Genomic DNA, 26677 nt, shown 5'->3' on the forward strand with positions numbered 1-26677 from the left:
CGCCGTCACCATGCGCGGTGATGTCGCCGGCTGCATCGTCCACAGCGACAGAGGCTCTCAATTTCGAAGCAGGAAGTTCCTGCGCGCGCTGGCCCGTCACCGCATGGTCGGGAGCATGGGCAGAGTCGGCTCAAGCGGCGATAACGCCGCCATGGAATCGTTCTTCGCGCTGCTGCAGAAGAACGTCCTCGACCGCCGCTCCTGGACCACCCGCGAGCAGCTACGCATCGCGATCGTGACCTGGATCGAGAGGACCTACCACCGTCGCCGTCGTCAGGCCCGCCTGGGCCGTTTGACGCCCATCGAGTTCGAGACCATCATGAACACGACCGCCGCACTGGCGGCGTGACTACAACCTGTCACCTAACCGTGCAGCAGTCCCAATTGTTCTCCGCAGTAGCGCTGACATCAACGGCCAACACACCAGTGCCGTTGATCGATCCCGCGAACACGACGTCCCCAGGATTCGCTTCAATCGGCACCGATTCGCCAGTAATCGCCGATACATCCAGCGACGATCGCCCCTCGCTTATGCGCCCATCAGTGGCGATACGCTCACCCGGCTTGATCAGGATCTGATCCCCGACACGAAGAACTGACGGCGACACCGCTGTCGGGACGCCCGCCCTCAACACCATCGCCGAATCTGGGACCAGATCCAACAACGCCCGCAGGCCCCGACGAGTACGACCAACGGCGTACTCCTCAAGGCCCTCGCTAATCGAGAACAACACCGCGAGCATCGCCGCTTCCCCGACCTCACCGAGAATCACCGCACCCACCGCAGCGATCGTCATCAGCGTTCCAACGCCGATCTTCCCCGATGCCAGCCGCCGCAGTGTCGACGGGACAAACGTCGCCGCGCCTACTAGCAGAGCACCCCACTCCAGGGTCGTACTGATCGTCCTCGGACCATCTGCCCAGCCAGTGAGATAGGCGGCCACCAACAACAATCCGGCAACCGCAGCTGCCTGAAGTTCTCGGACGTTCCACCAATGTCCAGGCGCCTGCTCATCCTCCCCGATCTCGTCGTGCCCACATCCACATGCATCACTCATCGTCGATCACCCCCCACACCGCGGATCTCCTCAACGACCGCGCCGGCAGTGGCCTCACCATCGCAGGCACTGTCCAACCCATAGTTGGGACACAGCACTACGGCACTGCCCGTCGCAGCAAGCACCGTCTCAGCCGCCGCCAGCAGGTCGAGAAGCTCCGGCCGCGCCAGACGGTAGAACACCTGCCTGCCCTCTGGCCGACCCACCACCAATCCGCAGTCCCGCAGGCACGCAACATGCGCGGACACTGTCGACTGAGCAAGACCCAACTCAGCCATCAGATCAGCCACTCGAGCCTCACCACTGCGGGCCAATCGAGCCGCGATCGCTAGCCGGGTCCCGTCAGACAAACTCCGAAACAACGCGACCGCAGGATCGAGCTCCGTCCCCACCATCACCGAACATCTATTCATCGTCATACGACGATGATAGCGTCCAGGCACGGTGGAATCGAAGCTCCCACCTCACCCGCACCCCGAAGGAGCAATCCGCGATGCCGTCGATGTCACAAGTCGAAGCACTGTTCTGCCGAAGCGCACCATGGGAGACCGCGACCAGTCGGTGGGTGCTCCCTTGGGCTCTACAAGGAGTCCAGCCCAACGGCGCCCTCCTCGAGATTGGCGGCGGCGGTGGCGCTATGGCGGCCCACATTCTGGCGGCAAGCCCAGAACCGCAGACGACAACCATTACCGTCACCGACTTCGACCCCCGAATGGTCACAGCCGCTCAAGACCGCCTCCGCGCCTTCGGTGACCGCGCGCACACCCGGGTTGCAGACGCAACTGCTTTACCATTCGCCGACGGCCAGTTCGACATGGTCGTCTCGTTCATCATGCTCCACCACGTCGTCGACTGGGAGCAAGCACTAGCCGAAGCAGTCCGAGTGCTTTATCTGTAACTTGGCCACAGCGTATCCGACTGTGAATCACATAACGGTTTAGATCGTGGGTGACACCCCTCCAGTCGGGTGTACCCGTCGATAGGGCTTACGGGGCGTCGAGGACTGGCGTGGAGTCGTTTGAGATTGGCAGTCGGGGCCGGCGGAGGATAGGTACCGTGATTCATCCGGTGAGTCGCTTCCGATGTCACACCCGGGCGAACTCTCCGGGAGTCCCCTGATGCGGTTGCCGGGTCTAGGATGCTGCAATCGAGGTATGGATGTCGGCGAGCAGGTCGTGGCGAGTATTTCTCGGCAACTTGGGCGACCTGCCGGGATTCGCGGTCGAATCGTCGGCCGGGTACTGAATCGACGCAATCGTGAACCTATTGCTGCCGCGGTGGAGGCTGCCGGAATCCGGACGGGTCGAGTAGTCGCCGATGTCGGGTTCGACGGTGGTGTCTGTCGGATTAGGGTTGTTGCTTGATCGTGTAGGGCAATCGGGCATGGTGCACGGATTCGAGATCTCCACAACGATGATCGACGGCGCACAGAGACGCTTTCGTCGCGAGATCCAAACGCGGAGACTGTCACTGACTGCCGCGCCGATGGAGTCCCTACCTGTTCCGGACGCTTCGATTGACGCGTTGATCAGCACGAATACGATTTACTTCATCGATTCGCCGCATTCAGTGAGCTCCATCGGATTCTCGCCGGCAACGGCTGCGCCGTTCTCGGCATCGCAGATCCGGATGCTTTGTGAGCGATGCCGTTCACCCAGTACGGGTTTCAGGTCCGGGAATTCGATGCGATTGTCGACGAACTCCAGCGAGCCGGCCTGCATGTCGAGGAACGGATCCGCGCCGGCGGTGTCGACTTTCCCTATTGGTTGCTCGTCGCACGCAAGTCCGGTGTCCGGTAGCGGCTTTTCGATGGCGCCGTTGCCTGAGTGCGCCTGACCGCGTCTCTGTGCGGTCCGGCTCGCCCGCAGCTTCAGGTAGGCGACGTCGCTGAAGGAAACTCGTCGCGGACAACAGCATCAATGCTGGGGTGAGTCCCCTGGAGTGGTGGGGTTTGGTGGCTCGGTGACGGTGGTGGACACGCCGCACGGGGTCGGTGTCGCCGGTTGGGCGGGCCATCGCGTGATGATCAGTGAGTTACCGGCAAGTGACTCAACTGAAAGGCATTCACGCGATGACCCACGACCATTCTGCCCTGCTCGACCAACTGACCGAAATCGCCTCACTGCGCTCTGATGAACTCGCCCTGGTCGGGGTGCTCCCGGAGATCCTGCGGGCCGGCCTGCAGGCCCTGATCGAGGCCGAGGCGACCACCAAGATCGGCGCCGGCCGCTACGAGCGCTCCGCAGACCGCACCACCGTCCGCAACGGCCACCGACCCAAGACGATCTCGACCCCCGCCGGTGATGTGCAGGTGAAGATCCCCAAACTGCGCGCCGGGTCGTTCTTCCCGGTCCTGTTGGAGCGACGACGCCGGATCGACAAAGCCTTGTACGCGGTGATCATGGAGGCCTACGTTCAGGGCATCTCCACCCGCAGCGTCGACGATCTGGTGCGCGCCATGGGCGTGGACTCCGGCGTCTGGAAAAGCGAGGTGTCCGGCGATCTGTGCAGGTCTAGACGCCGAGATCGCCGAATTCCGCGGCCGTTCGCTGACTCATGCCGAGTTTCCGTATGTGTTCTGTGATGCCACGTTCTGCAAGGTCCGCGTCGGCGCCCACGTGGTCTCCCAAGCGTTGGTGGTGGCGACCGGGGTGTCGGCGACCGGGACTCGCGAGGTGCTCGGTACCGCGGTCGGCGAGAGTGAGTCCTTCGAGTTCTGGAAGGACTTCCTCACGAGTCTGAAAGCCCGTGGTCTGCACGGGGTGCACCTGGTGATCTCTGACGCCCATTCAGGTTTGAAAGCTGCTGTGGCACAACAGTTCGTGGGCGCGGCGTGGCAGCGGTGCCGGGTGCATTTCATGCGGAATCTGCATGGGGTGGTGCCGGCCAAGCAGCAGCCGGTCGTGACTGCCGGGGTACGGACGATCTTCGCGCACACTGACCGCGAAGACGTTGCGGCGCAATGGGATCAGGTCGCTGACAGTTTCCAGGCACCGATGCCGAAGGTGGCGGCGATGATGCGAGAAGCCAAACCGACGTGCTCACGTTCTTGCCGTTCCCGAAATCCCATTGGCAGAAGATTTGGTCGAACAATCCGATCGAGCGGCTGAACAAGGAGATCAAACGCCGCGCCGACGTCGTGTAGATCTTTCCTAACCCGGACGCGTTCCTCCGGCTGGCGACAGCGGTGGTGATCGACGCCCACGACGAATGGCAAGTCACCCGCCGCTACATGTCCGAGGTGTCCATGGACGAGCTCCGCGCGGTCCTCGCCGAGAAGGCGAAAGCCGCCGCACTACTGGACGAGCAAGCCCAGCTCGCATAGCGTTCACAACGACTCGTTGATCAGAACGCGTGGGCCCCACGCCCGATCCGAAGTCCACCACCCCACGGGGCTCTATCCAATGCTGTTCAGTCCAGGGCGGTGTGACATGGGGAAGGCATCGTTGGGCCGTGATGGCCGAATGCCTGAAGTTGTCGGCCTGTGCCCCGGTCGGTGCAGGCGAGACTCGGTCTGCCACGGTCGGCGGCGTACTGTTGGATCGACGGTGAGTGAGGTGTAGCGATGATGTTCTCTAACGGCGGCCACATGGGCAGTTTCGGACACGGTTGGATGCTGCTCGTACTGATCGCAGTCTGGGCGTTGATCGCCGTCGGAATCACTCTGGCGATCCGTTCGTCGATACGTGCCTCTTCGGTGCTGGACCCCGAGTCTGTCCTCGGCCAGCGTTTGGCGTGCGGGGAGATCTCTGACGTGGACTACACGCGGATGGTTCGGCTGATTCGCGACGACCCCCAGGGGCCTCCAAACTGGTGAGAGCCGACGAGTCGGCGCAGTGGTCAGGCCTGTGGGGTTGGTGATACTTCTCGTTGAACGGTGAGCCAGGACATGCCGTTGTGCGTGCTCCAATGTCGGTGACGGTGATCGGCCACATTCGTATCGTCAGCATCGATTCAAGGTTTCCTCAAGATCGTCCGCGAGAGTCGCTACCCGGCGCGTCGGAGACGACTATGGGAGTGGACGTCCGCGATACATGCTCGCGGATTCAGCGCGGACCAGAAAGGCTGATCAGGATGGTTGAGGTTTCGAGGCGATCGGTGCTCATCGGAGGGTTGGCGGCGCTGGGGGTCGGCGTACTCGGCGCGTGCAGCCCGGACCGCCCTCAACGCCCTGAGTCGTCGCCCTTGCCGGGACCGCCGTTGCAGGCGTCGCCGAAGCCGGGGCAGAAGGTGGTGGAGGCGTCTTTGACGGCCCGACCGGTGGCTGTCGATCTCGGTGCGGGCATTATCGCGAACACCTGGGCCTACGGCGACGAGGTTCCCGGGCGAGTGGTTCGCGCCACGGCGGGCGACTTCCTGCGAGTCAACGTCGACAATCAACTTCCTGCGCCGACGACCGTTCACTGGCACGGCATCCGACTTCGCAACGAAGCCGACGGAGTCCCAGACGTCACGCAGCAGGCGATCGCACCCGGAAACCGGTTCGTGTACGCCTTCACGGCCCCCGATGCTGGGACGCACTTCTTCCACCCCCACGTCGGGGCACAGCTCGATCGGGGTCTGTACGCGCCGATCATCATCGATGATCCGGCCGATGCGGGCGACTACGACGCGGAATGGATCGTCGTCCTCGACGACTGGACGGACGGGGTCGGGAAGAGCCCCGATCAGATTCTGGCCGACTTTCAGGCCGAGTCCGGACCGTTGAAGTCGGGCATGGGCGGGATGGATCACTCGTCGATGCCGGGAATGAACCACGGCAACTCGTCGCTGGGTGACGCCGGAGACGTCGCCTACCCGCACTATCTCATCAACGGCAGGGTTCCGGAGGCGCCGACCGAGTTCCGCTGCCGACCGGGTCAACGAGTCCGGGTGCGACTGATCAACGCGGCATCGGACACGGTCTTCAAGGTCGCACTCGCCGACCACACGATGACGGTGACGCACAGTGACGGCCATCGGGTCAACGACAAGCAGACCGGAGCCCTGTACGTCGCGATGGGCGAGCGCTACGACGTGACCATCACCGCCGGAGATGGTGTGTTCCCGCTTGTCGCGGCAGCCGAAGGCAAGAGTGGCCAAGCCTTGGCGTTCCTGCGGACAGCTTCGGGACAGGCCCCGCCGAGCACCATCCGCCCGCGCGAACTCGAGGGCCCAGTACTTCTTGGCGCCGATGACCTGGCCGCGGCGGAATCGGCACGATTGCCCGACCGCGATCCCGACACCACACTCAAAGTCACTTTGAACGGGCAGATGTCGCCGTATGCCTGGGGGATCAACGGCAAGAAGTACGGCCAGGACACACCGCTGACTGTCCGGCCCGGCCAGCGGCTGCGAATGCAGATCACGAACTCGACGATGATGGTCCATCCGATGCACATCCACGGCCACACCTGGTCGCTGCCCGACCGATCGGGTTTGCGCAAGGATACGGTGCTGATCCGTCCGATGGGCGGCGTCAACGTCGACCTCGACGCCGACAACCCCGGCGCCTGGGCTCTGCACTGCCACAACATCTATCACATGGAGACCGGCATGATGACCACGCTCCGATACGCGTAGACCCACCAGCCCTGCGGCGCCTAGACCGGTACACCGCGGGCCGACTGCGACACCTCGACCACCCCATCTACTAAGCTGCTTAGTAGATGGGGTGGTTTCGCCCCTCGCGGTCGCGTTCTGTGCACACGAGAGGTCGTATCTCATGGTCAAATTCCCTAGAGGCGGTCCCGTCGCCCTCCTTCTTGCTGCCGTCCTGATCATCGCAGGGTGTTCGCAGCCATCCCGGGATCCGGTGGCCGATCCATCGATTGCGTCGGCCGCGCCGTCGATCGAGCTCACCCCCGACGACGGCGCGAGCGGAGTCGATCCCCTCGCCCCGGTCACGGCCACCGTTCGGGGCGGCACCCTCGAGGAGGTGACGCTCGTCAACGAGGAGGGGCGGCCCGTAGTCGGCATTATGACACCGGACCGCACCTCCTGGAAGGTCGGTGAACCGCTCGGCTACGGCCGGAACTACACCGTGACCGCCACGGCTCGCGGCGGCGGACAGGGCGCCTCGCGCACCGGGTCGTTCACCACGCTCACCCCCGACAATCAGGCCGGCGTCACCCTGCAGACGACCGGCGGCACGCCGCTGTCGACCGGAGGGACCTACGGCGTCGGAATTGTCATCGTTGCTCACTTCGACGAGCCGATCGGCGACCGCGCCGCAGCCGAGCGGCGACTGTCGGTCCGCACCACGCCCGGAGTCGAGGGCTCCTGGTACTGGCTCGACGACCAGAACGCCCACTGGCGGCCGCGCGAGTACTACCGTCCTGGCACCGAGGTCACCGTCGAGGCGCGGATCTACGGCGTCGACCTCGGCGGCGGCCTCTACGGTCAAGAAGATGTCGAGGCGACTTTCACGATCGGTGACTCGCACGTAGCGATCGCCGACGATCGCACCAAGCAGGTCAAGGTGTACGAGAACGGCAACCTCGTCCGCACGATGCCGACCTCGATGGGGATGGGTGGCACTGAGGTCGTCGGGGGCACCGAGATCAGCTTCTGGACTCAGCGTGGCATCTATACGGTGCTGGATAAGGCGAATCCGGTCGTCATGGACTCGTCGACCTACGGTCTGCCGATCAACTCCAGGCTTGGCTACAAGCAAACCATCGCCTACGCCACGAGGATCAGCACCGACGGTGTCTATCTGCATCAACTGGACGAGACCGTCTGGGCGCAGGGAAACACGAATCTCTCGCACGGCTGCCTCAACCTCAATGGCGCCAACGCCCGCTGGTTCTACCAGTTCTCGATCCCGGGCGACGTCGTCGAGGTCCGCAACACCGGCGGGGCGCCGCTGGAGGTTTGGCAGAACGGCGACTGGGGCGTGTCCTGGGAACAATGGCGAGCAGGCAGTGCGCTGGCCTAATCGGAACTCCCGCGAGACGATCACGAATAGATCTCACTCCCGCAACGATCTACTAAGGCGATTAGTAGGTCGTTGAGGTGACCTTGACGGCGTTGCAGTCCGCGCTGACATTGGCCTATCCACCGCGCTGACCTCCGTATTCTGTGATTGAAGGTGGGTCGCACACGCATTCCCCACTGGTCGAATGTCCAGTTTGTTACTGGTGGTGCCAGTGGTGTGCAAGTGTCATAGTGGCGTCCATGACTAGAGACCCCCTCGTTGGACTCGCTTCCTCGCGATCATCGGCAACGCTCACGCCTCGGGTGCGGCGCTGGGTGGGCACCGCCCCTGTTGCTCTTGGCCTGGCCGCGGCGGTTGCGGCGGGGGCGCTGAGTCCGGCGCCTGCTGTGGCTGAGACCGCCAACGGTGTTGACGGTCACGTTGTGGTCGAGCTGGCGGCCATCGTCAAAGACAGCGTGCGGGCTGTGGCCGGACCTGACGGACTGGTGAAGCTGCTGGCCCCGATGGCCACCGTGACTTCATGTCTGACCGTCTCTGCCGAGGCCGACCCCGCCGCAGGCGATCGGGTCGGAGCTCTGGGGTGTTTCGCGGCCGCCGGGACTGCCTTCGGTGGGCAGGCGCCATTGATTCTCGACGCGGTCCCTGTGGGGCGCCTACTGGCGACACTCGCTGCCGCCGTCGCGCCGCACGACCCGTCGATTTCGCACGGGGGATCCTCCGATCGGCCGGCCCCGGACGGCGCCCGCCCCGCTCCCGGGCAGACTGCGGCCACCCCCACCCCCGGCGGGGTCTTGACCTCCACGTTCGGTGACGGTCGCGGTCATCAGGGCATTGACATCGGCAACCGGCTGGGAGCGCCCATCCTGGCGGTCGAGGACGGCGAGGTCATCAACTCAGGGCCCGCGGAGGGGTTCGGCCTGTGGATCCGCATCCGCCACGCGGACGGTACTGTCACGACCTATGGTCACAACGATCAGAACTCGGTCAACGTCGGCGACCGTGTGCGTATGAGTCAGCAGGTCGGCACTGTCGGCAGCCGCGGGGTCTCAAGCGGGCCGCACGTGCACTTCGAGGTCGCCGACCCCGCCGGGACGGCGATCGATCCGCTGCCGTGGCTGCAGGCCCGCGGCGTCACCATCGCCACCGAGGCATCGCCGCCGCCGACTGTGACGCCTCCGGACGTGTCGGTGCTGGCTCGGGGGCAGGTGCGCGACCGCCGACCCTGACCTACTATGTCTCTTAGTAGATGGAGAGAGGTTGGCAGTGACGCGAACAAGGGTCAGTCATCGACTCGCGGTGGCGGTCGGCGTTCTCGCAGCAGTCCTCAGCGGTGCAATGATCATGGTTTATGCCGAGACCGTTGACGTGCGAGGGCGCCCACATGCGCACCGCCTCGACTGGCCGCCGACCTGGCATTGGGTGTGGGCGGCAATAGGAGCGGCGATCGTGGCGCTCGCCGCGCGAGCGCTGCTGCGGCGACTGGTACTCACCGCGCACTTTCGCCGTGCTTCGACGACTGCCGACCCGGCGGACGGGACCGACTCGGCGGGCTGAGGACACAGATGCTGACCAAGACAAGAAGGAGTGGCCATGCTGCGTGAGTGGTCCCTGGTGCGCTGGGTGGTGGCAGCAGTCACCGCCACCGCGATCGGATTGGCCGTCGGTATTCCGTCCGGGCTGATTGACACGCCGTGGTATTCACGCATGACGCCGACCCTGTGGTGGAACTACCCGATCTGGCTGGCGACCGCAGTGTTGGGCGGCCTGATCGCGGCCACCTACATTCAAGCCCAGACGGCGCCGCGGATGGAGAAGAAACTCTGGGCGACGGTCGGTTCGGCGTTGGCTGTCGGATGCCCAGTGTGCAACAAGGTGGTGGTCGCGGTCATCGGTGTCAGTGGAGCATTGACCGTCTGGGCGCCGTTGCAGCCGATCCTGGCTGTGGTGTCCGTGGCATTGTTGGGTTGGGCATTGCAGCGACGGCTGCAGGGCGAACGGCGATGCGCGGTCGCGGGCTGACTGCGCGGTTTGCCGCAGTCAGTGCAGTGGCGTGAGGGAAAGGTGTGCGATGCACGGTCTGGGCGAGCTGGAGGCACGCATCATGGAGGTCTTCTGGCGCGATGACGCGGACAAGCGCGTCCGCGACGTGCTCGAAGGGCTGGACGCGGAGCGCGAACCCGCGTACACGACGGTGATGACGGTGATGGACAACCTGTACCAGAAGGGGTGGCTGGGACGCGACCGGCGCGGCCGGGCGTACTGGTATCACTCGCTCAAGTCGCGTGAGCAGACCGTCAGCGATGCCTTGCGTGCGGTGCTGGCCGACGCCGGCGACCCGTCTGGGGCGCTGCTGCATTTCGTGCGGCACGCCTCCGACCAGGAAAGCGCAGCAATCGCTCAGGGCCTGCGGGAACGGGACTGACGCGGTGGTCACGGCAGCACTGTTGGGCGTGAGTGCGCTGGCTGCGGCTCTGATCGGTGACCGGGTCCTCGACGCCCTGATCGCGCGTGATCGACTCACGGCCAGGACCCTGCTGCGGGTGTGGGCGGCGCTGACCGCTGGCGTGTTCGTCGCCGCTGCGAGCTCGGTGGCCATCGTCGCCATTCCCGGCCACGCGAGCGTCGTGGGTGGGGTGTTGCAGACCTGCCTGAACGGACTCGACAGTGCGGTCAGCCGCACCCTCGAGTTGGTCGCCGGGCCAGGCGTGTTCGCCCTCGTCCTGGCCGTGTCCGGGTGGCGGGCTGCGGCGTTCTGGCGGACCGCCCGTCGCCGTGACCTCGAGATCGGGGCGCACCACGCACTGTTGGCGCGGTTGCTGAACCCGACGGGCGCCCGGTCCCCGCTGTGGCTGCCGACGAGCACACCCATGGCGTACAGCACGCCCGGACGGACCCGGGGCCTGATCGTGGCCAGCGAAGGGCTGCGGCAGCGACTGGACCCGGCGGCGTTGTCGGCGGTGATGGCTCACGAACAGGCGCACGTCCATGGTCACCATCATCTGTTCGTCCGCGTCGCCGACTGTCTCTCGCACGCGGTGCCCTGGCTACCACTGACTCGGCAGGCGAGTCCCATCGTGCGCGCCCTGGTCGAGTTCGACGCCGACGCACACGCCGCGCATGAGCACGGCGATGATGCCGTCGTCCGCGCGATCACGCACGTTCACCCGACCGCGCCGGCGGGCGCTCTGGGGATCGCTCGTGACTGCGTCGAACTGCGGTTGCATCGACTAGGCCGTTCCGCCGCTCCCGGCACGCGACCGTCGCGTAGTTCGTCTTACGCTGCCCCGACAGCGGCCGCGATGTTCCCAGTTCTGCTATTCCTCGCCGGTCTGGCCACCGTGGTCCTGGCTGCCTGCCCTGCCTGACCCTCCTGGGAACCGGCCGGTGCTCGCCGGCCCGTGGCATCGATCGTGATCGAGAGTCCGCACGCCGACGCGCACCGTCAGGCCGGGGCCAGGCTTGGTGGGCGCCCGGTCACACGGGCAGGACGACGTCGTTGATCAGCGCCATTCGGACCCAGTCCACGAATACATTCCACAAGCCCGTCACCAACATCACGCCGACACCGACCAGCAGGACGCCCCCGACGATCTGAATGGTGCGGGCGTGGCGGCGGAGGAAGCCAAGGCTGCGGACGGCCCATGCCGATGAGAACGCCAGGACCACGAACGGGACGCCGAGGCCGAAGCAGTACGCGACGACCATCAGCGCGCCGCGGAACGGCGCGTCGCCGTTCGTGCTGATCGCTAGCCCGATGACGGCACCGAGGGTGGCACTGCTGCACGGTATCCACCCGATGGCGAATACGGCCCCCAGCAGTGGCGCGCCGACCATACCGGTGCGGCGGTGAGGCGTCATGCGACGTTCGCGCCGGAAGAACGGAACCACGCCGACGAACACCAAGCCCATCACGATGGTCACGACCCCGCCGATGCGTTGCATCACTGCCAGGCGGGCCTGATCGAGGAAGATCGAGGTCACACCGAACAGCGCCACCGTGGCCAGGACGTAGACGAGCGTGAAGCCGAGGACGAACAGCCCTGCCGCGGCAACCACCCGCCACCGGCCGGACTTGGGGCACTCACCGACCTGGACGGCGGGAGCTTCGGCGCCGACCAGCCCCGCCAGATACGACAGGTAGCCCGGTACCAGGGGCACCACGCACGGCGAGGCGAACGAAATGATCCCGACCAGCGCCGCGACACCCAGGCCCAGCAGCAGCGGACCACTTGTGACCGTGGCCGCGAACGTCGTTCCCAGATCCGCCAAATACAACTGACTCACTTCGGTGCCGCCTTCTCCTCGGCCACCGTCACAACGGCGGCACGCAATTCGGCCTCGGTGATCGCTCGCAGGAACAGCTTCGCCGGGCGGTGCTGTCGGTCGAGGATCAGAGTGGTCGGGACAACGCCCACGGGGACTCCGAGTGCGGCGAGGGTGGCGCCGCCGTAGTCGAAGATCGACCGATAGGGCACCTTGCGGTCGGTGGTGAAATCCTGCGCGGTCGAGCGCGAATCACGAAAGTTGATCCCCACGAACTGCACCCCACGGGCGCGGGTGTCGCGGTAGACGTTCTCCAGTGCCTGAAACTCGGTACGGCACGGTGGGCACCACGAAGCCCACACGTTCACCACAACCACGTCACCGCGGTAATCGGCGAGCCGGACAGTTCCCCGGTCGAACAAGTCCTCACCCTCGACCGCGCCGATCGCGCGCCGCATGGCGGGCGCGTAATCGATGACCGTCTTGCCGTCAGGGGAGACGAACTGATTGGCGCGCACCGCAGACACGGCATCAGTGCCGGTACCGCACGCGGTCAGCACCGTGGCACCGATGAGCATCGCGCCGACGAGCGCCTGCACGCGTCGCCGACGGCCACGCGCGCAGTCCGGCATCCTCTCTGCGATCCGGTACCTGTCCTCGGGAATGTGTCTGGGTTCCACACGACCACCTCCATCTACTAAGGAGCGTAGTACTAACTTGCTTAGTAAATGGTGAGAGTGATCGATGCTCGGGTGCTGACGGTGGCCGGCGGCGGACTAACCGGCTAGCGGTCCAAGACTGCGCGCGTCGTTGATCCTGGATGCAGGTCGAGTCTGCGCAGTAGTTGTGCGTTCAGGGCCACGACGATGGTCGACAACGACATGAGGATCGCACCCACCGACATCGGCATGACAAATCCGATGGGTGCGAGCACTCCGGCCGCAAGCGGGACGGAGATCAGGTTGTAACCGGCCGCCCACCACAGGTTCTGTTTCATCTTGCGGTACGCCGCTCGCGACAGTTCTCTCACTGAGAGCACGGAGCGGGGATCGTCGCTGGCCAGGATGACACCGGCCGAGGCGATCGCGACATCAGTGCCTGCGCCGATCGCCAGGCCGATGTCGGCCTGGGCGAGCGCGGGAGCATCGTTCACCCCGTCTCCGACCATCGCCACCCTGCGACCTTCGGTCTGCAGTTCCTGCACCTTGGCGGCCTTGCCTTCGGGACGGACACCGGCGAAGACACGGTCGATGCCGAGTTCATGAGCAACGGCATTCGCGACAGCTTCAGCGTCACCGGTGATCATCACGACCTCGACGCCCTGCGCATGGAGCGCATCGACAGCCTCGCGTGACTCGCTGCGGATCTCGTCGGCGAGTTTCAACGCGCCGATCAGTCGCCGGTCTTGAATGACATGCAAGATGATCGCCCCGTCCGCACGCCAGCGATCAGCAACCGGCAGTTCGTTGAGGTGTTCTTCGGCGAGCAGGTGCGGGCCCCCGACCCGCACTGTCGTTCCCTCGATCGTCGCGGTGACCCCTACTGCGGGCGATGAGGAGAAATCGCTGCTGGTCGGGACTCTGAGGCGGTGGCGATCGGCGGCGCCGACGATCGCGCGTGCGAGGGGATGCTCGCTGTCGGACTCGGCGGCCGCCGCCAACGCCAGCAACTGATCCTGGTCGACGTCGTCGACAGCAAAGACGTCCGTGACAGTGGGTTCGCCCCGGGTGAGCGTGCCGGTCTTGTCGAACAGGACGCTGTCGACCGTCCGCATGCTCTCCAACGCAAGTCGGTCTTTGACGAGTATGCCGCCCCGAGCCGCACGCTCGGTCGCGATCGAGACGACGAGCGGAATCGCCAGGCCCAGAGCGTGCGGGCACGCGATCACCAAGACGGTGATCGTGCGAACCACCGCTTCATCGGGCAGGCCGGTCGCCGTCCACACAATCGCGGTGATCGCCGCGGCTCCGAGCGCAAACCAGAACAGCCATCCGGCCGCGGTGTCGGCGAGTCGTTGAGCACGAGACGACGAGTTCTGAGCATCGGCGACAAGCCGTTGGATCCCGGCGAGAGTCGTCTCGTCGCCGGTGGCGGTGATCACGATTCGTAGTCCTGAATCGGAAGCGACGGTCCCCGCGGTCACGCTGTCGCCATCACTACGGGTGACCGTCTGGGACTCACCGGTGACCATCGATTCGTCCATCGCCGCACGCCCCTCGACGATCCGACCGTCGGCCGGGATGCTCCCGCCGGGGCGAATGACGACGATGTCGCCGACCTCCAGATCAGCGGGGGCCACGGCCATGATTTGCCCGTCTCGGACACGTTCTGCCTGATCGGGCAGAAGCGCGGCCAGGGAGTCCAGAGCCGAGGTGGTCTGAGCCAGCGACCGCATCTCGATCCAGTGGCCCAGCAGCATGATGACGATCAGCAGCGCCAATTCCCACCAGAACTCCAGTTGATGACTGACAAGTCCCAGCGTCGCCGCCCAGGACGCAAAGAACGCCACCGTGATCGCTAGTGCGATCAGAAGCATCATCCCGGGTTTCCGCGTCCGCAGCTCGCTCAGGGCACCGGCCAGGAACGGCCAGCCGCCCCAGAGGTACATCACGGTGCCGAGCGCGGGCGCGATCCATTCGGCCCACCCAGGGACCGAGTAGCCGACCAACATCGCGAACATCGGTGAGAAGGCGACCACCGGAACCGCGATGATGAGGTTGATCCAGAACAGTCGGCGAAACTCCCCGACGTGGTCACCGTGACCGCTGTGGTTCCCATGCTGCCCGCCGGGGTGCCCGTGCCCACTGTGGTCCCCGTGCTCACCGTCGTGGTCCAGGTGCCCGCTATGCCCGCCGGGGGCGCCATGCTCACCATGATGGTCGGCGTGGTCGTTGTGACCTCGGCCGTGCTCGCTGTGCCCGCCGTGCGTGGGGTCAGCGACAGCATTGTGGCTCTCAGGCACTGCCGCGTCATGGCGGTCGATGCCGTGTATGGGGGCGCCGCCGACATCTCGGTGGTGGTGGTGCGCGTGGGGGTTAGTCATCCTGCTGCCTTCCTCATCGTCATTCCCCAGCTGGGTTGGTGACTGCTGAAGTCGTCACCAACACCCCGCTCAGGGCATCGGTTGAATTTCGCTCTCGACGACCCACTTATGGTTGGTCATCGTCATGCCGTCCGCCTCGTAATCGACCATGTAGACGGTCTGGTCGGTGGAGCTGGCGATTGTTGCCTTCGCCCCCTTCATGCCCGTCATGTGATCGGCCTCGAGGGTGACTTCGGTGCCATCGGCCAGACGTCGATCTCCTGCGTTCTTGATCTCCTGTTGGACTACCCACTTGTGATCCTTGACCGGCTGGCCGCCGGTGGTCGGGGTGAAGTTCACCGAGTAGGCGCACGTGTCGAAGGCGCCGACGATTGTGGCCCGCGCACCGTACATGCCTGCCATGTGGTCTGCGGTCAGCATGACCTGGCTGCCGACCGGAAACTTGGGTGCCGAGGCCGCCTTGATGCCGGCAGGTGCCGGCCCGCCGTCCATCGGGTGGTCCATCGGCGAATCGCTCATTGCGCCGACACTGCTGGCCGTGCTGCCACCGTCATGGCCTTGGTGGTCCTGGCTTTCGCCGGCACTGCAACCGGCCAGAACCAGTGCTCCGACGAGTATTCCCGCCGAGACGGCCGTCATGAGAGGCTTGCGCATGTGGTCTCCTATCCACTCTGATCTCACCGAACGCGACGCACCGGTGTGGTGCATCGCCGTTCTCTCCGTTGTCGGCCGATAGCGATTTGCTCGGCGGCCGCACAGAGCTGAAGGTGTAAAAGTTCGCTAAACCGCGAACGTCACGCCGACAGCAGGAAGCGAGCTGGCGTCCATCAAATCCGCACTGCCGAATAGCCGGCCGCTGTGACTGCGTCGACCACCGCGGCCTCGTCGACGAGGCCGACGGAGGTGACCACGAGCCTGCCGGTCTGCGCGCTCACCTGAGCGTCCTGAACACCCTCTACGGCTGCGACTTCCTTGCGCACCGAGGCCTCGCAATGCCCGCACGTCATGCCTGCTACCTGATACTCGCTCGACGACATGTCTTTCCACCTCTCCAGTTGATACCCCATGGGGGTATGATGTTCTGATGAACATGTACCTGCCATCGGCTGTGATGCAAGGGGTGCCGCCACGCATCGCAGTCTGGGGGTCTGGTGGGAGCTGCCAGGTGGGCGGCTTGGTCAGTTTGCGTTTGACTAGATCGGGCACTGACCAGCGGAGCCTCCGAAAACGGCGGCGAATCAGGCGGCTTGTGTGTGGCGACGATGGCATCCATGGAATCGGTCCGACTCTCGGTTGCCGCCGTCCACGATCGTGTGACAGCGCATCTGGACGCCTTCGACGACGCGACACTGGTCGACCAACTGCGCACGCTGCTCGGTGCGCGTTTGGTTGCGTATCTGGCCGGCGCCCAGCACCGCTGCGGTCAGCGACTACATCACACGCGCGGCCGCAGTCCCGGACCACGTCCGAGCCCGTTTGAAGGTGGCCTACACGGTGGCGGCCCTGCAACACCAGCTCGGCGCTACCCCATCGTTGATCCAAGCCTGGTTTCAGGGACGCAATCCGCGCCTGGATGATCGAGCACCGGCGCAGGTCATCGCCGACGATCCCTGCCGCTTCCGAGGCACGCTCATCGCGGCCGCCGTTACTCTGGTGGGTGGCTAGGTGGACACTGACGCCGCGTTTGCGGCCACCTGGCGGATCGGCAGTCGAATCTATGCCGTTGCTCAAGCCGAGATCCTCGTCGACTCCGTGGTGGGACCGCCCCAGCACATTCGGCGACGACTGGATGCCGTCATCGACGACCTCCTCGATCCTGCTGACTAGGCTGGCGAACAGACGGATCAGCCGATGGCCCTACGGTTGGGCGCGATGTGCGCAATGACGTTCTCGAACCGTGGGACGGGACGTGCGCCGGTTACCCGAGAATCGTCGGCGGTCTGTCGTCACTCGTCCGCCGTGTCTAGCCGGCCGTAGAGTGTGGCGATCAGCACATCCTTGGCGCGAAGTTCTGCGCGGAGACGATGGAGTTCGGCATCGTTGGCCGTCAACTGAGCCCGAAGCGCCGACACGATGGAGCTGTCGGTGGCTGCAGCCTCGGGTGGCGGGGCGATGGTGGTGTGGGCGCGGATCTTCTCCCGTAGGTCCGGATGGTTGTAAATCGTCTTGCGGGTGACGCCGGCACGTACAGCGACGGCGTTGATGTTGATTGTGGCCCCCGATCTCCGCATCGCGGTGAGGGCCTTCTCAATCCGAGTCCGGACGTCGGCGGAGCGCTGCCGTGCGTGGGCGTTGAGCGCGGCGATCGCCTGATCAGTCGGTGGCGTCATGCCCCATCACCTGGGTTCTCGGCTTTCCCGAGTGCGATCTCGTGCAGCCCTCGAGTCTGGATCTGCAGCAACGGTCGCCGATCAGAGGTGCCGGCCCCGGCCACCGCCGACTCGCGATCGGCCGATGCCTGGTCACCTTCGGCAGCGAGTCGGGCGATGATGGCATCGAGCGAGGCGATCTCGCGGAGTCGTTCGTGGACCCAGACGTTCTCGTCGGAGAGTTCACGTCCGGTGCGCTCGTAGTACTGACGGCGACGGACTTGCATCCATCGACATACAGGACCTCAACTTGCATAGCTCGAGTTTCCCCGACTCGCCCAGAAAAGAGAGATCCGAACTGCTGACACCCGCGAACTTCGGGTTTCCCGACTCCGTCGTCGTCCGGCTGCGTACGTGGCTCGACGCGTGGACGGCGAACTTCGCCGACGCACCGAGCGACGACCAGCACACGTGGCGTCGCGGATTCGACGTCGCCGGCTGGCTTCACGAAGGCGATACACTGGCCGACCTCATCGCCGAGTCGCTCCCCGACTACACCGTCGAACGCCAGTATCGGACTTACGCAGCTAACGCCGTGCGGCGCGATGCCGATCACCCCGGCTAACAGCAGGTGTCGAGCACTCCTCTCAGTGCTTCCAGCGAGTCCGGTTCGGCGCGATGCAGGACGTTCACGCCTCGACGCTCGGAGCTGACTAGGCCCGCCTTTTTGAGTTGACCGAGGTGGTGGCTCACCGTACCCGCCGAGAGTGCGAGCGCCTCGGCGAGATCACTGGTGCTGATCGCACCTGGTCGGGCGCCCATGAGGATGGAGACCAGCTGAATTCGCGCCGGATCGGCCAGCGCCTTGAGCCGGAGAGCCAGCTCTAGGGCCGCATCCGCTTCCATTGGACCTGCGGAGATCGGTGCACAGCAGATCGGAGCACTGATGTCGACCACAGGGAGCGTCTTGGGCATGACCCCAACCTACCCATCCGTTGACATATGTCAAACTCTGGTCTAGAACTTGAGTCGCAACACTTTTGATGTATGTCGAATCCTTGGAGGATCTCATGTCACGCGTGCAACTCGCCCTCAACGTCGACGATCTCGACCAGTCGATCGCCTTCTACACCAAGCTGTTCGGCGTCGGCCCGGCGAAGGTCAAGCCGGGCTACGCCAACTTCGCCGTCACTGAGCCCGCACTGAAGTTGGTGCTGCTGGAGAATCCCGGCCAGGGCGGCAGCATCAATCACCTCGGCGTTGAGGTCGATTCCAGTGAGAAGGTGCACGCCGAGATCGCCCGATTCACCGAAGAGAAGCTGTTCACCGAAGAGGAGATCGGAGCAACCTGCTGCTTTGCCACTCAGGACAAGGTGTGGGTCACCGCTCCCGACGCCGAGCGGTGGGAGGTCTACACCGTGTTGGCCGACGCTGAGACCTTCAACGGCGAACCGGTCGCCGCCGCGGCCCCCGCCGGCGAATCTACGCCCGCGGCATGCTGCACTCCCGCGGCGAACTGCTGCTGAACGCGACCTTCTCTTAGGGCTGCCAGGCTGGTCGCCACCCGATGCCGGGGTGGCGACCAGTCCCGTTTCGAACGTGGACTGCATGCACCCTTGCAACCAGTATCGATATCTGTCAATATCGATGCATGTCGAACTCGATTCCGTTGACCGATGTCACTGTGCGGTGCTCACCGTTGGTGCGTGAGCCCCTCTCGGAGCGGCAGTCGGTTGATCTTGCTGTGGTGTTCAAAGCACTCGCCGACCCGATCCGGTTGCGACTGTTCAGCTTGATCGCCAGCCACGAGGGCGGTGAGGCGTGCGTGTGTGACATCTCCCCGGCCGTCGACGTTTCGCAACCGACGATCTCCCATCACCTGAAGGTCCTCAAGAACGCCGGTTTGCTCGAGTCTGAGCGCCGCGCGTCGTGGGTGTACTACCGCGTTATCCCCGATGTTCTGTCCTCGCTCGCCGGGATCCTGCAGTCCGGCGAGCTCGCCAGCTCGATGGAGGTTGACTCGTGACCAGCCCCACCCCGACGGCCGGGCATCAGCCGGTCGTCGGCAAGCTCTCGACTCTGGACCGGTTCCTGCCGGTGTGGATCGGCGTCGCCATGGTCGCCGGTCTGCTGCTGGGCCGGATGATCCCCGGACTGAACACCGCGTTGGAGAAGATCCAGGTCGACGGCGTTTCACTGCCTATCGCCTTGGGCCTGTTGATAATGATGTACCCGGTCCTGGCCAAGGTGCGCTACGACCGCCTCGACACCGTCACCGGCGATCGCAAACTACTGCTGGGATCGCTGCTACTGAACTGGGTGCTCGGCCCAGCGCTCATGTTCGCCCTCGCCTGGATCTTCCTGCCCGACCTACCCGAGTACCGGACCGGCCTGATCATCGTCGGCCTCGCACGGTGCATCGCCATGGTCATCATCTGGAACGACCTCGCCTGCGGCGATCGTGAGGCAGCAGCCGTCCTCGTGGCGCTCAACTCGGTGTTCCAGGTGGTGATGTTCGCCGTCCTGGGCTGGTTCTACCTCTCAATCCTGCCGGGCTGGCTGGGCCTGGAACAGACGACCATCAGCACCTCTCCGTGGCAGATCGCCAAGTCGGTGCTGATCTTCCTCGGCATCCCGCTGCTCGCCGGATACCTGTCACGCCGGATCGGCGAGAAGACCAAGGGCCGCGACTGGTACGAAGCGAAGTTCCTGCCCAAGGTCGGGCCGTGGGCACTCTACGGACTGCTGTTCACGATCGTCATCCTCTTCGCCCTGCAGGGCGAACAGATCACCTCCCGTCCCTGGGACGTCGTCCGCATCGCCGTGCCACTGTTGGTCTACTTCGCAGTGATGTGGGGCGGCGGCTACCTCCTGGGTGCGGTTATGGGCCTGGGCTACGAACGCACCACCACGCTTGCGTTCACCGCGGCAGGCAACAACTTCGAACTCGCCATCGCCGTCGCGATCGCCACCTACGGCGCGACCTCCGGCCAAGCCCTCGCCGGCGTGGTCGGTCCGTTGATCGAGGTCCCTGTGCTGGTCGGCCTGGTCTATGTCTCCCTTGCCCTACGCAAACGCTTCCCCCTCACCCCGTCCTCTACCTCCGCTTCCGCGGACTCTTCTAGGAGCATGAACTGATGCCCGACGACCTGACGATCACCGAGAACGCGGCCACGCCGAGTGTGCTGTTCGTGTGTGTGAAGAACGGCGGCAAGTCTCAGATGGCCGCCGGCCTGATGGGCAAGGCGGTCGGCGAGGCCGTCGAGGTGCACTCGGCCGGAACCAAACCCGGCACCGCGGTCAACGGGCTGTCTGCCGAGAGCCTGGCCGAGGTCGGCATCGACATCACCGGCGAGACTCCCAAGCCCATCGATCCCGAGTTGCTCGCCCGCGTCGACCTGGTGGTCACTCTCGGCCGAGAAGCCGTGGTCGATGCCCCCGCCGGGGTCAGGTTGATCAACTGGGACACTGACGAACCGTCCGAGCGCGGAATCGACGGGATCGAACGGATGCGCCTGGTCCGCGACGACATCGCTGCCCGCGTCACCGCGCTGGCAGCCGAACTCACCGCGCGCTAACGCCGGAGCTGGGTCGGTATCTACGAACCGGGGTGAAGCCTGATGAACGCCGACGCCACGACCGAATCAGCCGGGACACCAGATCTGCTGATGCCCCAAGCCCTGCTATCGCGAACCGCGGAGAGGCTCGCCGCCCAGTACCGAGGGATCGTGTCCGAACAGACCGTCGAACGGGTCGTATTCGAGTCCTACACCGCGCTGCGGCGCACCTCCCGCATTCACACTCACCTGGTGACCCTGACAGGCAGGTTCGCCGCAGAACGCCTCGCCGCCCTAGCGCAGTCCACCGGCGCAACCACCACGACCGTGCCCGAAGTGCTGTTCATCTGCGTCCACAACGCTGGCCGCTCACAGATGGCCGCCGCGCTCCTGACCCACCACGCGGCAGGACGAGTGCACGTACGTTCAGCCGGGTCTCTACCCGCGGCGGACATCAACCCGATCGTCGAGCTAGCCATGACAGAGATCGGCCTTGATCTCGCCGCCAAGTTCCCCAAGCCGCTCACCGACGATGTGGTCGCGGCCGCGGACGTCGTGATCTCCATGGGCTGCGGCGACGCCTGCCCGATCTACCCGGGCAAGCGGTACCTGGACTGGCAAGTCGCCGACCCCGACAACCACCCCATCGAGACCGTTCGTCTGATCCGCGACGACCTCAACTACCGCGTCCGCAACCTCCTCGCCGAGCTCCTACCTGCCACTACCTGACCGCCGCTGATCGGCCTGCCCGCACGCTCCCGCGACTTCTCCCAACAGCGCGGCACCCTGCTCTACCTCACATACCCGTGTCCCTTCGGAAGGAACCGACACCCATGCCTGCACGCAAGATCATCGCAATCGGCGGATCAGACGCCGGAATCTCCGCCGCACTGCGGGCTCGCGAGCTCGACCCAACCAGCGAGGTCACCGTCGTCGTCGCCGACGCCTACCCGAACTTCTCCATCTGCGGCATCCCGTACTACGTCTCCGGCGAAGTCACGCACTGGAGCAACCTCGCCCACCGCACCGCCGCCGACCTCGCCGCCACCGGCATGACCGTTCATACCGACACCCGGGCCACCGCGATCGACACCGCCGGGCACCGCCTCACCGTCACCGGGCCCGACGGCGTCTCACGAGACCTCGACTATGACGCTCTCATCGTCGGGACCGGCGCGGTCTCAGTGCGGCCACCGATCACCGGCCTCGACCAACTAGGCCCTGACGACGGCGTTCACCTCCTGCACTCGATGGGCGACACCTTCGCCGTCATGAACACCCTGACCACCACCGACCCGAAGACCGCGATCATCATCGGCGCCGGCTACATAGGCCTGGAGATGGCCGAAGGGCTCACCACCCGAGGCCTAGCCGTCACCCAGATCGAAGCCCTCCCCGAAGTCCTCCCCACCGTCGAACCAGAACTCGGCACCCTCGTCCACAACGAACTGGTCCGCAACCGAGTCGACGTACGCACCAACACCCTGGTCACCGCCATCGACCGCGCCGACAACGGCGACCTGACCGTCACCACCGCGAATGACGGCCACACCGACCACCTCACCGCCGACCTCGTGCTCGTCGTGGTCGGCGTGCGCCCCGACACCGACCTCGCCGCCGCCGCCGGCGCCAACCTCGGAATCAAGAACACCATCGCAGTCGACGAACAGATGCGCACCAACCTGCCGGACGTCTTCGCCGCCGGCGACGCCGTCCACACCCACCACCGCCAACTCGGCATCACCTGGCTCCCACTCGGAACAACCGCACACAAGCAGGGCCGCGTCGCGGGCGAAAACGCCCTCGGCGGTGAAGCGCCCTGGGTTTCGTTCCGTGGTTACACGGCCGCGGGCGCGGTCGTCGTGGTGTGAGTGTAGGACGCTTCGACGTTCGCCGGGGTGCGGTAGCCGAGAGCTTCGTGGAGCCGGGACGTGTTCCACCAGTGGACCCAGCCCATCGTGGCGAGCTCAACCTCGCTGACGGACTCCCAGATCCGCTTGGAGTAGATCAACTCCGCCTTGTATAGGCCGTTCACTGTCTCGGCCAGCGCGTTATCGTAGCTATCGCCGACGGTACCCACTGAAGCCGTAACTCCCGCGGCGAGGAGAGCGTCCGAATAGGCGAGCGAGACGTATTGACTACCCCTGTCGGAATGGTGGATCAATCCGCTTTCGTTCCTGCTCACCCCGGTGGACTGGAGTGCATGCTCCAGTGCGAGCAATGGCAGAGGCTCCGTGTGGAGCGTGGGCGCGACCGCCCAGCCGACAATTCTGCGACTGAAGACATCGGTAATGAATGCGACGTAGCAGAACCCGGGGAGCATCCGGACGTAAGTGATGTCGGCGACCCAAAGCTGCTGCGGTCGATCCGCGACGAACCGCCGTTCAACGAGGTCCGGGCGCTGGTCATCTCCGTCTGCGGAGCAGGTGGTGACAGGCTTTCGACCTCGGCGAACGCCCTGCAGGCCGGCGATCTTCATCAGCCTCGCGACCTGGTCGCGGCCGACGTCCCATCCTGCGTGGCGCATAGCGTGCCACATCTTCCGGACCCCGTAGACGCTGTAGTTCGCCTGATGAAGCCGTTGCACCTCCTCCACCAGCATCTCGTCCCGAACGCTGCGAGCGGAGGCCGGCCTGTTCTTGGCCGCACGGTATCCGCGGGAGGTGATGAACCCACATTCTGTCGTACTGAGGATGCGGCAGATGGCCTCGACCCCGAACTTCTCGCGATGCATGTCGACGAACGCGATCATTTCGTCGTGGGGCGGTCGAGTTCCGCTGCGAAAAACGCTGAGGCGGCCTTCAGGATCTCGTTCGCACGCCGCGCCTCGGCGAGCTCCCGGCGGAGACGGCGATTCTCCTCCTCGAGCGGCTCTCCTGGTCCGACCGGCTCGGTGGCGCCGTAGCGATTGCACCAGATCCGCAGCGTCTCTGTCCCGACACCGAGCTGCGGCGCGACGGCACGGATCGATGCTGCGCGAGGTCCGCCCTCGCGGCTTGGGGGGGTGTCAGATTGTCTGTGTAAGCGGTGAGGTCGACCCTGAAGGGACCTGCTGTAGTGACTGTCAATCATGATGTGAACGTGGATGATTCGCGTGCAGAGCAACGGCGTCGGCAGACGGAGATGGCGAACGAGTTGATCGCGTCGGGCGCGTTGGATGAGGTGTTCGCCCGCATCGATGCCGGCGAGCCGGTCGGCGGCCAGGACGGTCTGCTGAACTCGCTGCTCAAGGCGACATTGGAACGCGGTCTGAACGCTGAGTTGACCGAGCACCTCGGCTACGAGGCCGGTGACCGGGACGCGGCGTCGTTTCCGAACTCCCGCAACGGGTACGCGGCGAAGACCGTGGCGACCGAGGTCGGTGACGTGGCGTTGTCGGTGCCCCGCGACCGGGACGGGACGTTCACCCCGATGCTGGTCCGCAAGGGACAACGACGCCTCGACGGGCTCGATGCGATGATCGTGTCGCTGTACGCCGGCGGCATGACGATCCGCGACATCGCCCACCACCTGGCCTCGACGATCGGGACCGAGTTGTCGCACGAGACGATCTCGAAGATCACCGAGGAGGTCGCCGACGAGGTCGCCCGCTGGCAGACCCGGGACCTGGAAGCGCTCTACCCGGTGATCTACCTCGATGCGATCATCGTGAAGGTCCGCGACGGCGGGCACGTGCGCAACAAGGCCGCCCACATCGCGGTCGGCGTCGACATGGACGGCATCAAGCATGTTCTGGGTATCTGGATCCAACAGACCGAAGGCGCCTCGTTCTGGGCGGTGGTGTGCGCTGAACTGCGTAATCGTGGGGTGCAGGACGTGTTGATCGTGTGCTGCGACGGGCTGACCGGGTTCGCCGAGGCCGTGGAGGCGACCTGGCCGCTGGCGACCGTCCAGACCTGCGTGGTGCACCTGATCCGGGCGTCGATGCGGTTCGTGTCCTACTCCGATCGGCAGGCGGTCGTCCGGATGCTCAAGCCGATCTACCAGGCCCCGACCGAGCAGGCCGCCGTCGATGCGTTGGACGCGTTCGCCGACTCCGAGCTGGGCCGCAAGTACCCGTCAGCGGTCAAAACGTTCCGGGACGCATGGGAACGGTTCACCCCGTTCCTGGCGTTCCCACCCGAGCTGCGGCGGGTCATCTACACCACCAACTCCATCGAATCGCTGAACTACCAGCTCCGCAAGGTCACCAAGAACCGCGGGCACTTCCCGAACGATCAGGCCGCGATGAAACTGCTCTGGCTGGCCATCGCCAACATCGAGGACAAACGCGCCCGCGACCGCGCCAAGGAACGGGGCCTGCCCGCCGCTCAACGCCGCGCCGGCGGACGACTCGTCGAAGGCGCCGTCACGACGAACTGGAAACGCGAGCGTCTGCATTCGTCGATCGGCTACACCGCTCCAATCGAGCACGAGGAGCGCTACCGTCTAAACGTCCCCTCGACACCCGAGGTGGCCTAAACCAGGTCTCCGACCGGACCAGGACGGTTCACCGACCACCGATTCGTTGCCCTCGACCCCAACGGCAACGTCACCGGATGGATCGCCGCATCACCGGCATCGAGCCTGTGCGTCTACACCGGCGTCATCGAACACAGTGTGTACGTCGACCCCAACCACTCCGGCAAGGGCGTCGGCACCGCACTCCTACAAGCGCTCATCGACTCCACCGAAACCGCAGGAGTGTGGACCATCGAAACAGGAATCTTCCCCGAGAACCACGCCAGCCTCGCACTGCACCACGCCCACGGATTCCGCACCGTCGGAACACGAGAACGCATCGGCCAACACAACGGCCACTGGCGAGACGTCGTCCTCATCGAACGCCGCAGCAACGCCTAACATCGCCGGATACGCGCAATTTCGAGCGCACCAACCACAGCAATACGCATCGAAGTGATACGCAGGGTATCCAGTATTCTGCTGAGTACTACACCGGATCAATCAATCGCTGCGCGTTCCATGCGCCCGAAGAATGCGTCGTCGAGGTCGTCCGGGTCATCGGTGCGGTGACGAAAGCGGATCAGTGTTCTGATCCAGCGGAGCGGGTCGGAATCCCCGCCGATGTTGATTCTTCGGTGGATGGTCGCCCCGTTGGCGAGCTCGGCATCGACGAGGAGCTGGTAGGTCGATCCCCGGTCGGGGTCACGGCTCTCGAGGACGTCGACGACGGTGCCCGTTGCAGTCGGGGCTTCCGCGAAGAGGGCTTCGCGGTGCTTGTCCCAAGCGAGCCTGAGCAGTGCCCCACTGATGAGGGTGGCGGCGAAGCCCGTGATCCATGTCCAGGTCGGTAGGTTGCCGATCGCGCCGGCGACGCAGAAGACCGCGCCCGCCAACGTGAGGATTGCGAACACCGACCGTGTCCGCCGCCAGCGGCGAACGCGGATGTCGGTCGTCAGATCGCCACTCGCCGTGTGCATGTCAACCCGTTCCGGTTGGTTTCGCATCGATCCCTGCCACCCTATCGACCGCCGTCCGGTGGCGAGGCGGAAATTCTCTGTCGAACGAGATCCCCGGCGCCACCGTTG

Annotated in this window: 30 protein-coding genes, 5 pseudogenes and 1 other annotated feature; of the genes and pseudogenes, 22 read left to right on the forward strand and 13 right to left on the reverse strand. The window is 65.1% G+C overall.

The genetic code is table 11. From position 1 onward, the window contains the following. A partial coding sequence (locus ACJMNC_RS00005; protein WP_408945932.1) for a transposase occupies positions 1 to 349 on the forward strand: 349 nt, incomplete at its 5' end. 34 nt (positions 350 to 383) lie between these two features. Here ACJMNC_RS00005 and ACJMNC_RS00010 read toward each other — a convergent pair. Further along, positions 384 to 1058: pseudogene (locus ACJMNC_RS00010) on the reverse strand (cation-transporting P-type ATPase); the annotation flags it as partial. Continuing rightward, positions 1055 to 1477, reverse strand: coding sequence for a helix-turn-helix transcriptional regulator (locus ACJMNC_RS00015; RefSeq protein WP_039855988.1), 423 nt, complete (start codon positions 1475 to 1477; stop codon positions 1055 to 1057). The pseudogene ACJMNC_RS00010 and the gene ACJMNC_RS00015, both read right to left, overlap by 4 nt. An 83-nt stretch (positions 1478 to 1560) precedes the next feature. Between ACJMNC_RS00015 and ACJMNC_RS00020 the strand changes: the two genes are divergently transcribed. Both ACJMNC_RS00020 and ACJMNC_RS00025 read left to right on the forward strand, forming a co-directional pair. Next, positions 1561 to 1956 carry a class I SAM-dependent methyltransferase gene (locus ACJMNC_RS00020; RefSeq protein ID WP_278127434.1) on the forward strand — a complete coding sequence of 132 codons (396 nt, stop codon included), beginning with the start codon at positions 1561 to 1563 and terminating at the stop codon, positions 1954 to 1956. A 485-nt stretch (positions 1957 to 2441) separates the two neighbouring features. After that, positions 2442 to 2567: pseudogene (locus ACJMNC_RS00025) on the forward strand (SAM-dependent methyltransferase); the annotation flags it as partial. Between the two features lie 35 nt (positions 2568 to 2602). Here the strand turns inward: ACJMNC_RS00025 and ACJMNC_RS00030 are convergent. Next, positions 2603 to 2779 carry a hypothetical protein gene (locus tag ACJMNC_RS00030; RefSeq protein WP_228461558.1) on the reverse strand — a complete coding sequence of 59 codons (177 nt, stop codon included), beginning with the start codon at positions 2777 to 2779 and terminating at the stop codon, positions 2603 to 2605. 350 nt (positions 2780 to 3129) lie between these two features. Between ACJMNC_RS00030 and ACJMNC_RS00035 the strand changes: the two are divergent. The 8 genes and pseudogenes from ACJMNC_RS00035 to ACJMNC_RS00070 all read left to right on the forward strand — a co-directional run bounded on the left by ACJMNC_RS00035 (position 3130) and on the right by ACJMNC_RS00070 (position 11342). Next, positions 3130 to 4383 (forward strand): annotated as a pseudogene (locus ACJMNC_RS00035) (IS256 family transposase). 240 nt (positions 4384 to 4623) lie between these two features. Then, entirely contained in the window at positions 4624 to 4875 is a 252-nt protein-coding gene (locus ACJMNC_RS00040; RefSeq protein ID WP_008376372.1) for a hypothetical protein, read from the forward strand. Positions 4876 to 5132: 257 nt separating this feature from the next. Continuing rightward, positions 5133 to 6620, forward strand: a complete 1488-nt coding sequence (locus ACJMNC_RS00045; RefSeq protein WP_408945933.1) for a multicopper oxidase family protein — start codon at positions 5133 to 5135, stop codon at positions 6618 to 6620. Positions 6621 to 6762: 142 nt separating this feature from the next. After that, the gene (locus ACJMNC_RS00050; protein ID WP_408945934.1) at positions 6763 to 7977 is read left to right on the forward strand and encodes an Ig-like domain-containing protein; all 1215 of its coding nucleotides are present in this window, start codon (positions 6763 to 6765) and stop codon (positions 7975 to 7977) included. 302 nt (positions 7978 to 8279) lie between these two features. After that, the gene (locus tag ACJMNC_RS00055) at positions 8280 to 9203 is read left to right on the forward strand and encodes a M23 family metallopeptidase (RefSeq protein ID WP_408945935.1); all 924 of its coding nucleotides are present in this window, start codon (positions 8280 to 8282) and stop codon (positions 9201 to 9203) included. A 364-nt stretch (positions 9204 to 9567) separates the two neighbouring features. Next, positions 9568 to 9996 carry a hypothetical protein gene (locus tag ACJMNC_RS00060; protein ID WP_408945936.1) on the forward strand — a complete coding sequence of 143 codons (429 nt, stop codon included), beginning with the start codon at positions 9568 to 9570 and terminating at the stop codon, positions 9994 to 9996. A 49-nt stretch (positions 9997 to 10045) separates the two neighbouring features. Continuing rightward, positions 10046 to 10399, forward strand: a complete 354-nt coding sequence (locus ACJMNC_RS00065) for a BlaI/MecI/CopY family transcriptional regulator (RefSeq protein ID WP_006898154.1) — start codon at positions 10046 to 10048, stop codon at positions 10397 to 10399. Positions 10400 to 10403: 4 nt separating this feature from the next. Further along, positions 10404 to 11342, forward strand: coding sequence for a M56 family metallopeptidase (locus tag ACJMNC_RS00070; protein ID WP_408945937.1), 939 nt, complete (start codon positions 10404 to 10406; stop codon positions 11340 to 11342). 109 nt (positions 11343 to 11451) lie between these two features. On the opposite strand, the gene ACJMNC_RS00075 is transcribed toward ACJMNC_RS00070, so the two are convergent. From ACJMNC_RS00075 to ACJMNC_RS00085, 3 genes are all read right to left on the reverse strand, one after another. Next, positions 11452 to 12261, reverse strand: a complete 810-nt coding sequence (locus tag ACJMNC_RS00075; RefSeq protein ID WP_408945938.1) for a cytochrome c biogenesis CcdA family protein — start codon at positions 12259 to 12261, stop codon at positions 11452 to 11454. Then, positions 12258 to 12872 (reverse strand): TlpA family protein disulfide reductase, encoded by a 615-nt coding sequence (locus ACJMNC_RS00080; protein WP_408946434.1) that lies wholly within the window; start codon positions 12870 to 12872, stop codon positions 12258 to 12260. The genes ACJMNC_RS00075 and ACJMNC_RS00080 overlap by 4 nt, the downstream gene beginning before the upstream one ends. A 152-nt stretch (positions 12873 to 13024) precedes the next feature. Continuing rightward, positions 13025 to 14920, reverse strand: a complete 1896-nt coding sequence (locus ACJMNC_RS00085) for a heavy metal translocating P-type ATPase (RefSeq protein ID WP_408945939.1) — start codon at positions 14918 to 14920, stop codon at positions 13025 to 13027. Between the two features lie 69 nt (positions 14921 to 14989). On the opposite strand from ACJMNC_RS00085, the gene ACJMNC_RS00090 reads away from it, so the two are divergent. Further along, positions 14990 to 15325, forward strand: coding sequence for a hypothetical protein (locus ACJMNC_RS00090; RefSeq protein WP_008376382.1), 336 nt, complete (start codon positions 14990 to 14992; stop codon positions 15323 to 15325). Between the two features lie 27 nt (positions 15326 to 15352). On the opposite strand, the gene ACJMNC_RS00095 is transcribed toward ACJMNC_RS00090, so the two are convergent. Further along, positions 15353 to 15937, reverse strand: coding sequence for a YdhK family protein (locus ACJMNC_RS00095; protein WP_408945940.1), 585 nt, complete (start codon positions 15935 to 15937; stop codon positions 15353 to 15355). Positions 15938 to 16110: 173 nt separating this feature from the next. Further along, positions 16111 to 16350 (reverse strand): heavy-metal-associated domain-containing protein, encoded by a 240-nt coding sequence (locus ACJMNC_RS00100; RefSeq protein ID WP_008376384.1) that lies wholly within the window; start codon positions 16348 to 16350, stop codon positions 16111 to 16113. A gap of 598 nt (positions 16351 to 16948) precedes the next feature. Here ACJMNC_RS00100 and ACJMNC_RS00105 point away from each other — a divergent pair. Next, a complete protein-coding gene (locus ACJMNC_RS00105; RefSeq protein WP_157435742.1) occupies positions 16949 to 17110 on the forward strand; it encodes a hypothetical protein in 162 nt (53 codons plus the stop codon). 119 nt (positions 17111 to 17229) lie between these two features. Here ACJMNC_RS00105 and ACJMNC_RS00110 read toward each other — a convergent pair whose 3' ends face one another. Continuing rightward, complete coding sequence (locus ACJMNC_RS00110; RefSeq protein WP_278127364.1) at positions 17230 to 17613, reverse strand: hypothetical protein; 384 nt, start codon at positions 17611 to 17613, stop codon at positions 17230 to 17232. Further along, complete coding sequence (locus tag ACJMNC_RS00115) at positions 17610 to 17879, reverse strand: hypothetical protein (protein WP_186349799.1); 270 nt, start codon at positions 17877 to 17879, stop codon at positions 17610 to 17612. Before ACJMNC_RS00115 ends, ACJMNC_RS00110 begins: the two co-directional genes overlap by 4 nt. 23 nt (positions 17880 to 17902) lie before the next feature. Here ACJMNC_RS00115 and ACJMNC_RS00120 point away from each other — a divergent pair, with 23 nt between their 5' ends. Beyond that, the gene (locus ACJMNC_RS00120; RefSeq protein ID WP_008376388.1) at positions 17903 to 18217 is read left to right on the forward strand and encodes a hypothetical protein; all 315 of its coding nucleotides are present in this window, start codon (positions 17903 to 17905) and stop codon (positions 18215 to 18217) included. Here ACJMNC_RS00120 and ACJMNC_RS00125 read toward each other — a convergent pair. Further along, the gene (locus tag ACJMNC_RS00125) at positions 18214 to 18567 is read right to left on the reverse strand and encodes an Rv2640c family ArsR-like transcriptional regulator (RefSeq protein WP_005206748.1); all 354 of its coding nucleotides are present in this window, start codon (positions 18565 to 18567) and stop codon (positions 18214 to 18216) included. The two genes, ACJMNC_RS00120 and ACJMNC_RS00125, sit on opposite strands and share 4 nt — an antisense overlap. A 95-nt stretch (positions 18568 to 18662) precedes the next feature. On the opposite strand from ACJMNC_RS00125, the gene ACJMNC_RS00130 reads away from it, so the two are divergent. The 6 genes and pseudogenes from ACJMNC_RS00130 to ACJMNC_RS00155 all read left to right on the forward strand — a co-directional run. After that, on the forward strand, positions 18663 to 19118 hold the full coding sequence (locus tag ACJMNC_RS00130) for an ArsI/CadI family heavy metal resistance metalloenzyme (RefSeq protein WP_161896580.1): 456 nt from the start codon (positions 18663 to 18665) through the stop codon (positions 19116 to 19118). Positions 19119 to 19243: 125 nt separating this feature from the next. Continuing rightward, complete coding sequence (locus ACJMNC_RS00135; RefSeq protein WP_408945941.1) at positions 19244 to 19618, forward strand: metalloregulator ArsR/SmtB family transcription factor; 375 nt, start codon at positions 19244 to 19246, stop codon at positions 19616 to 19618. Then, positions 19615 to 20730 carry an ACR3 family arsenite efflux transporter gene (arsB, locus tag ACJMNC_RS00140; RefSeq protein ID WP_005206751.1) on the forward strand — a complete coding sequence of 372 codons (1116 nt, stop codon included), beginning with the start codon at positions 19615 to 19617 and terminating at the stop codon, positions 20728 to 20730. Before ACJMNC_RS00135 ends, arsB begins: the two co-directional genes overlap by 4 nt. Beyond that, positions 20730 to 21170, forward strand: a complete 441-nt coding sequence (locus ACJMNC_RS00145; protein WP_005206752.1) for a low molecular weight phosphatase family protein — start codon at positions 20730 to 20732, stop codon at positions 21168 to 21170. The genes arsB and ACJMNC_RS00145 overlap by 1 nt, the downstream gene beginning before the upstream one ends. Positions 21171 to 21212: 42 nt before the next feature. Further along, positions 21213 to 21878 (forward strand): phosphatase, encoded by a 666-nt coding sequence (locus tag ACJMNC_RS00150; protein WP_005206753.1) that lies wholly within the window; start codon positions 21213 to 21215, stop codon positions 21876 to 21878. Between the two features lie 104 nt (positions 21879 to 21982). Further along, positions 21983 to 22987 (forward strand): annotated as a pseudogene (locus ACJMNC_RS00155) (FAD/NAD(P)-binding oxidoreductase); the annotation flags it as partial. On the opposite strand, the gene ACJMNC_RS00160 reads toward ACJMNC_RS00155, so the two are convergent. Next, the gene (locus tag ACJMNC_RS00160) at positions 22987 to 23901 is read right to left on the reverse strand and encodes an IS3 family transposase (protein WP_408945942.1); all 915 of its coding nucleotides are present in this window, start codon (positions 23899 to 23901) and stop codon (positions 22987 to 22989) included. The pseudogene ACJMNC_RS00155 and the gene ACJMNC_RS00160 sit on opposite strands and share 1 nt — an antisense overlap. Then, positions 23807 to 23940, reverse strand: a sequence feature (AL1L pseudoknot). (Overlaps the previous gene by 95 nt.) A gap of 332 nt (positions 23941 to 24272) precedes the next feature. On the opposite strand from ACJMNC_RS00160, the gene ACJMNC_RS00165 reads away from it, so the two are divergent. Together ACJMNC_RS00165 and ACJMNC_RS00170 are read left to right on the forward strand one after the other, a co-directional pair. Then, complete coding sequence (locus ACJMNC_RS00165) at positions 24273 to 25610, forward strand: IS256 family transposase (RefSeq protein ID WP_408945943.1); 1338 nt, start codon at positions 24273 to 24275, stop codon at positions 25608 to 25610. A 48-nt stretch (positions 25611 to 25658) separates the two neighbouring features. Next, positions 25659 to 25991, forward strand: a pseudogene (locus ACJMNC_RS00170) (GNAT family N-acetyltransferase); the annotation flags it as partial. 98 nt (positions 25992 to 26089) lie between these two features. Here the strand turns inward: ACJMNC_RS00170 and ACJMNC_RS00175 are convergent. Then, positions 26090 to 26569 (reverse strand): hypothetical protein, encoded by a 480-nt coding sequence (locus ACJMNC_RS00175; protein WP_408945944.1) that lies wholly within the window; start codon positions 26567 to 26569, stop codon positions 26090 to 26092. Positions 26570 to 26677: the final 108 nt, after the last annotated feature.

Source organism: Gordonia sp. VNK21, assembly GCF_046098115.1.
GTDB lineage: Bacteria > Actinomycetota > Actinomycetes > Mycobacteriales > Mycobacteriaceae > Gordonia.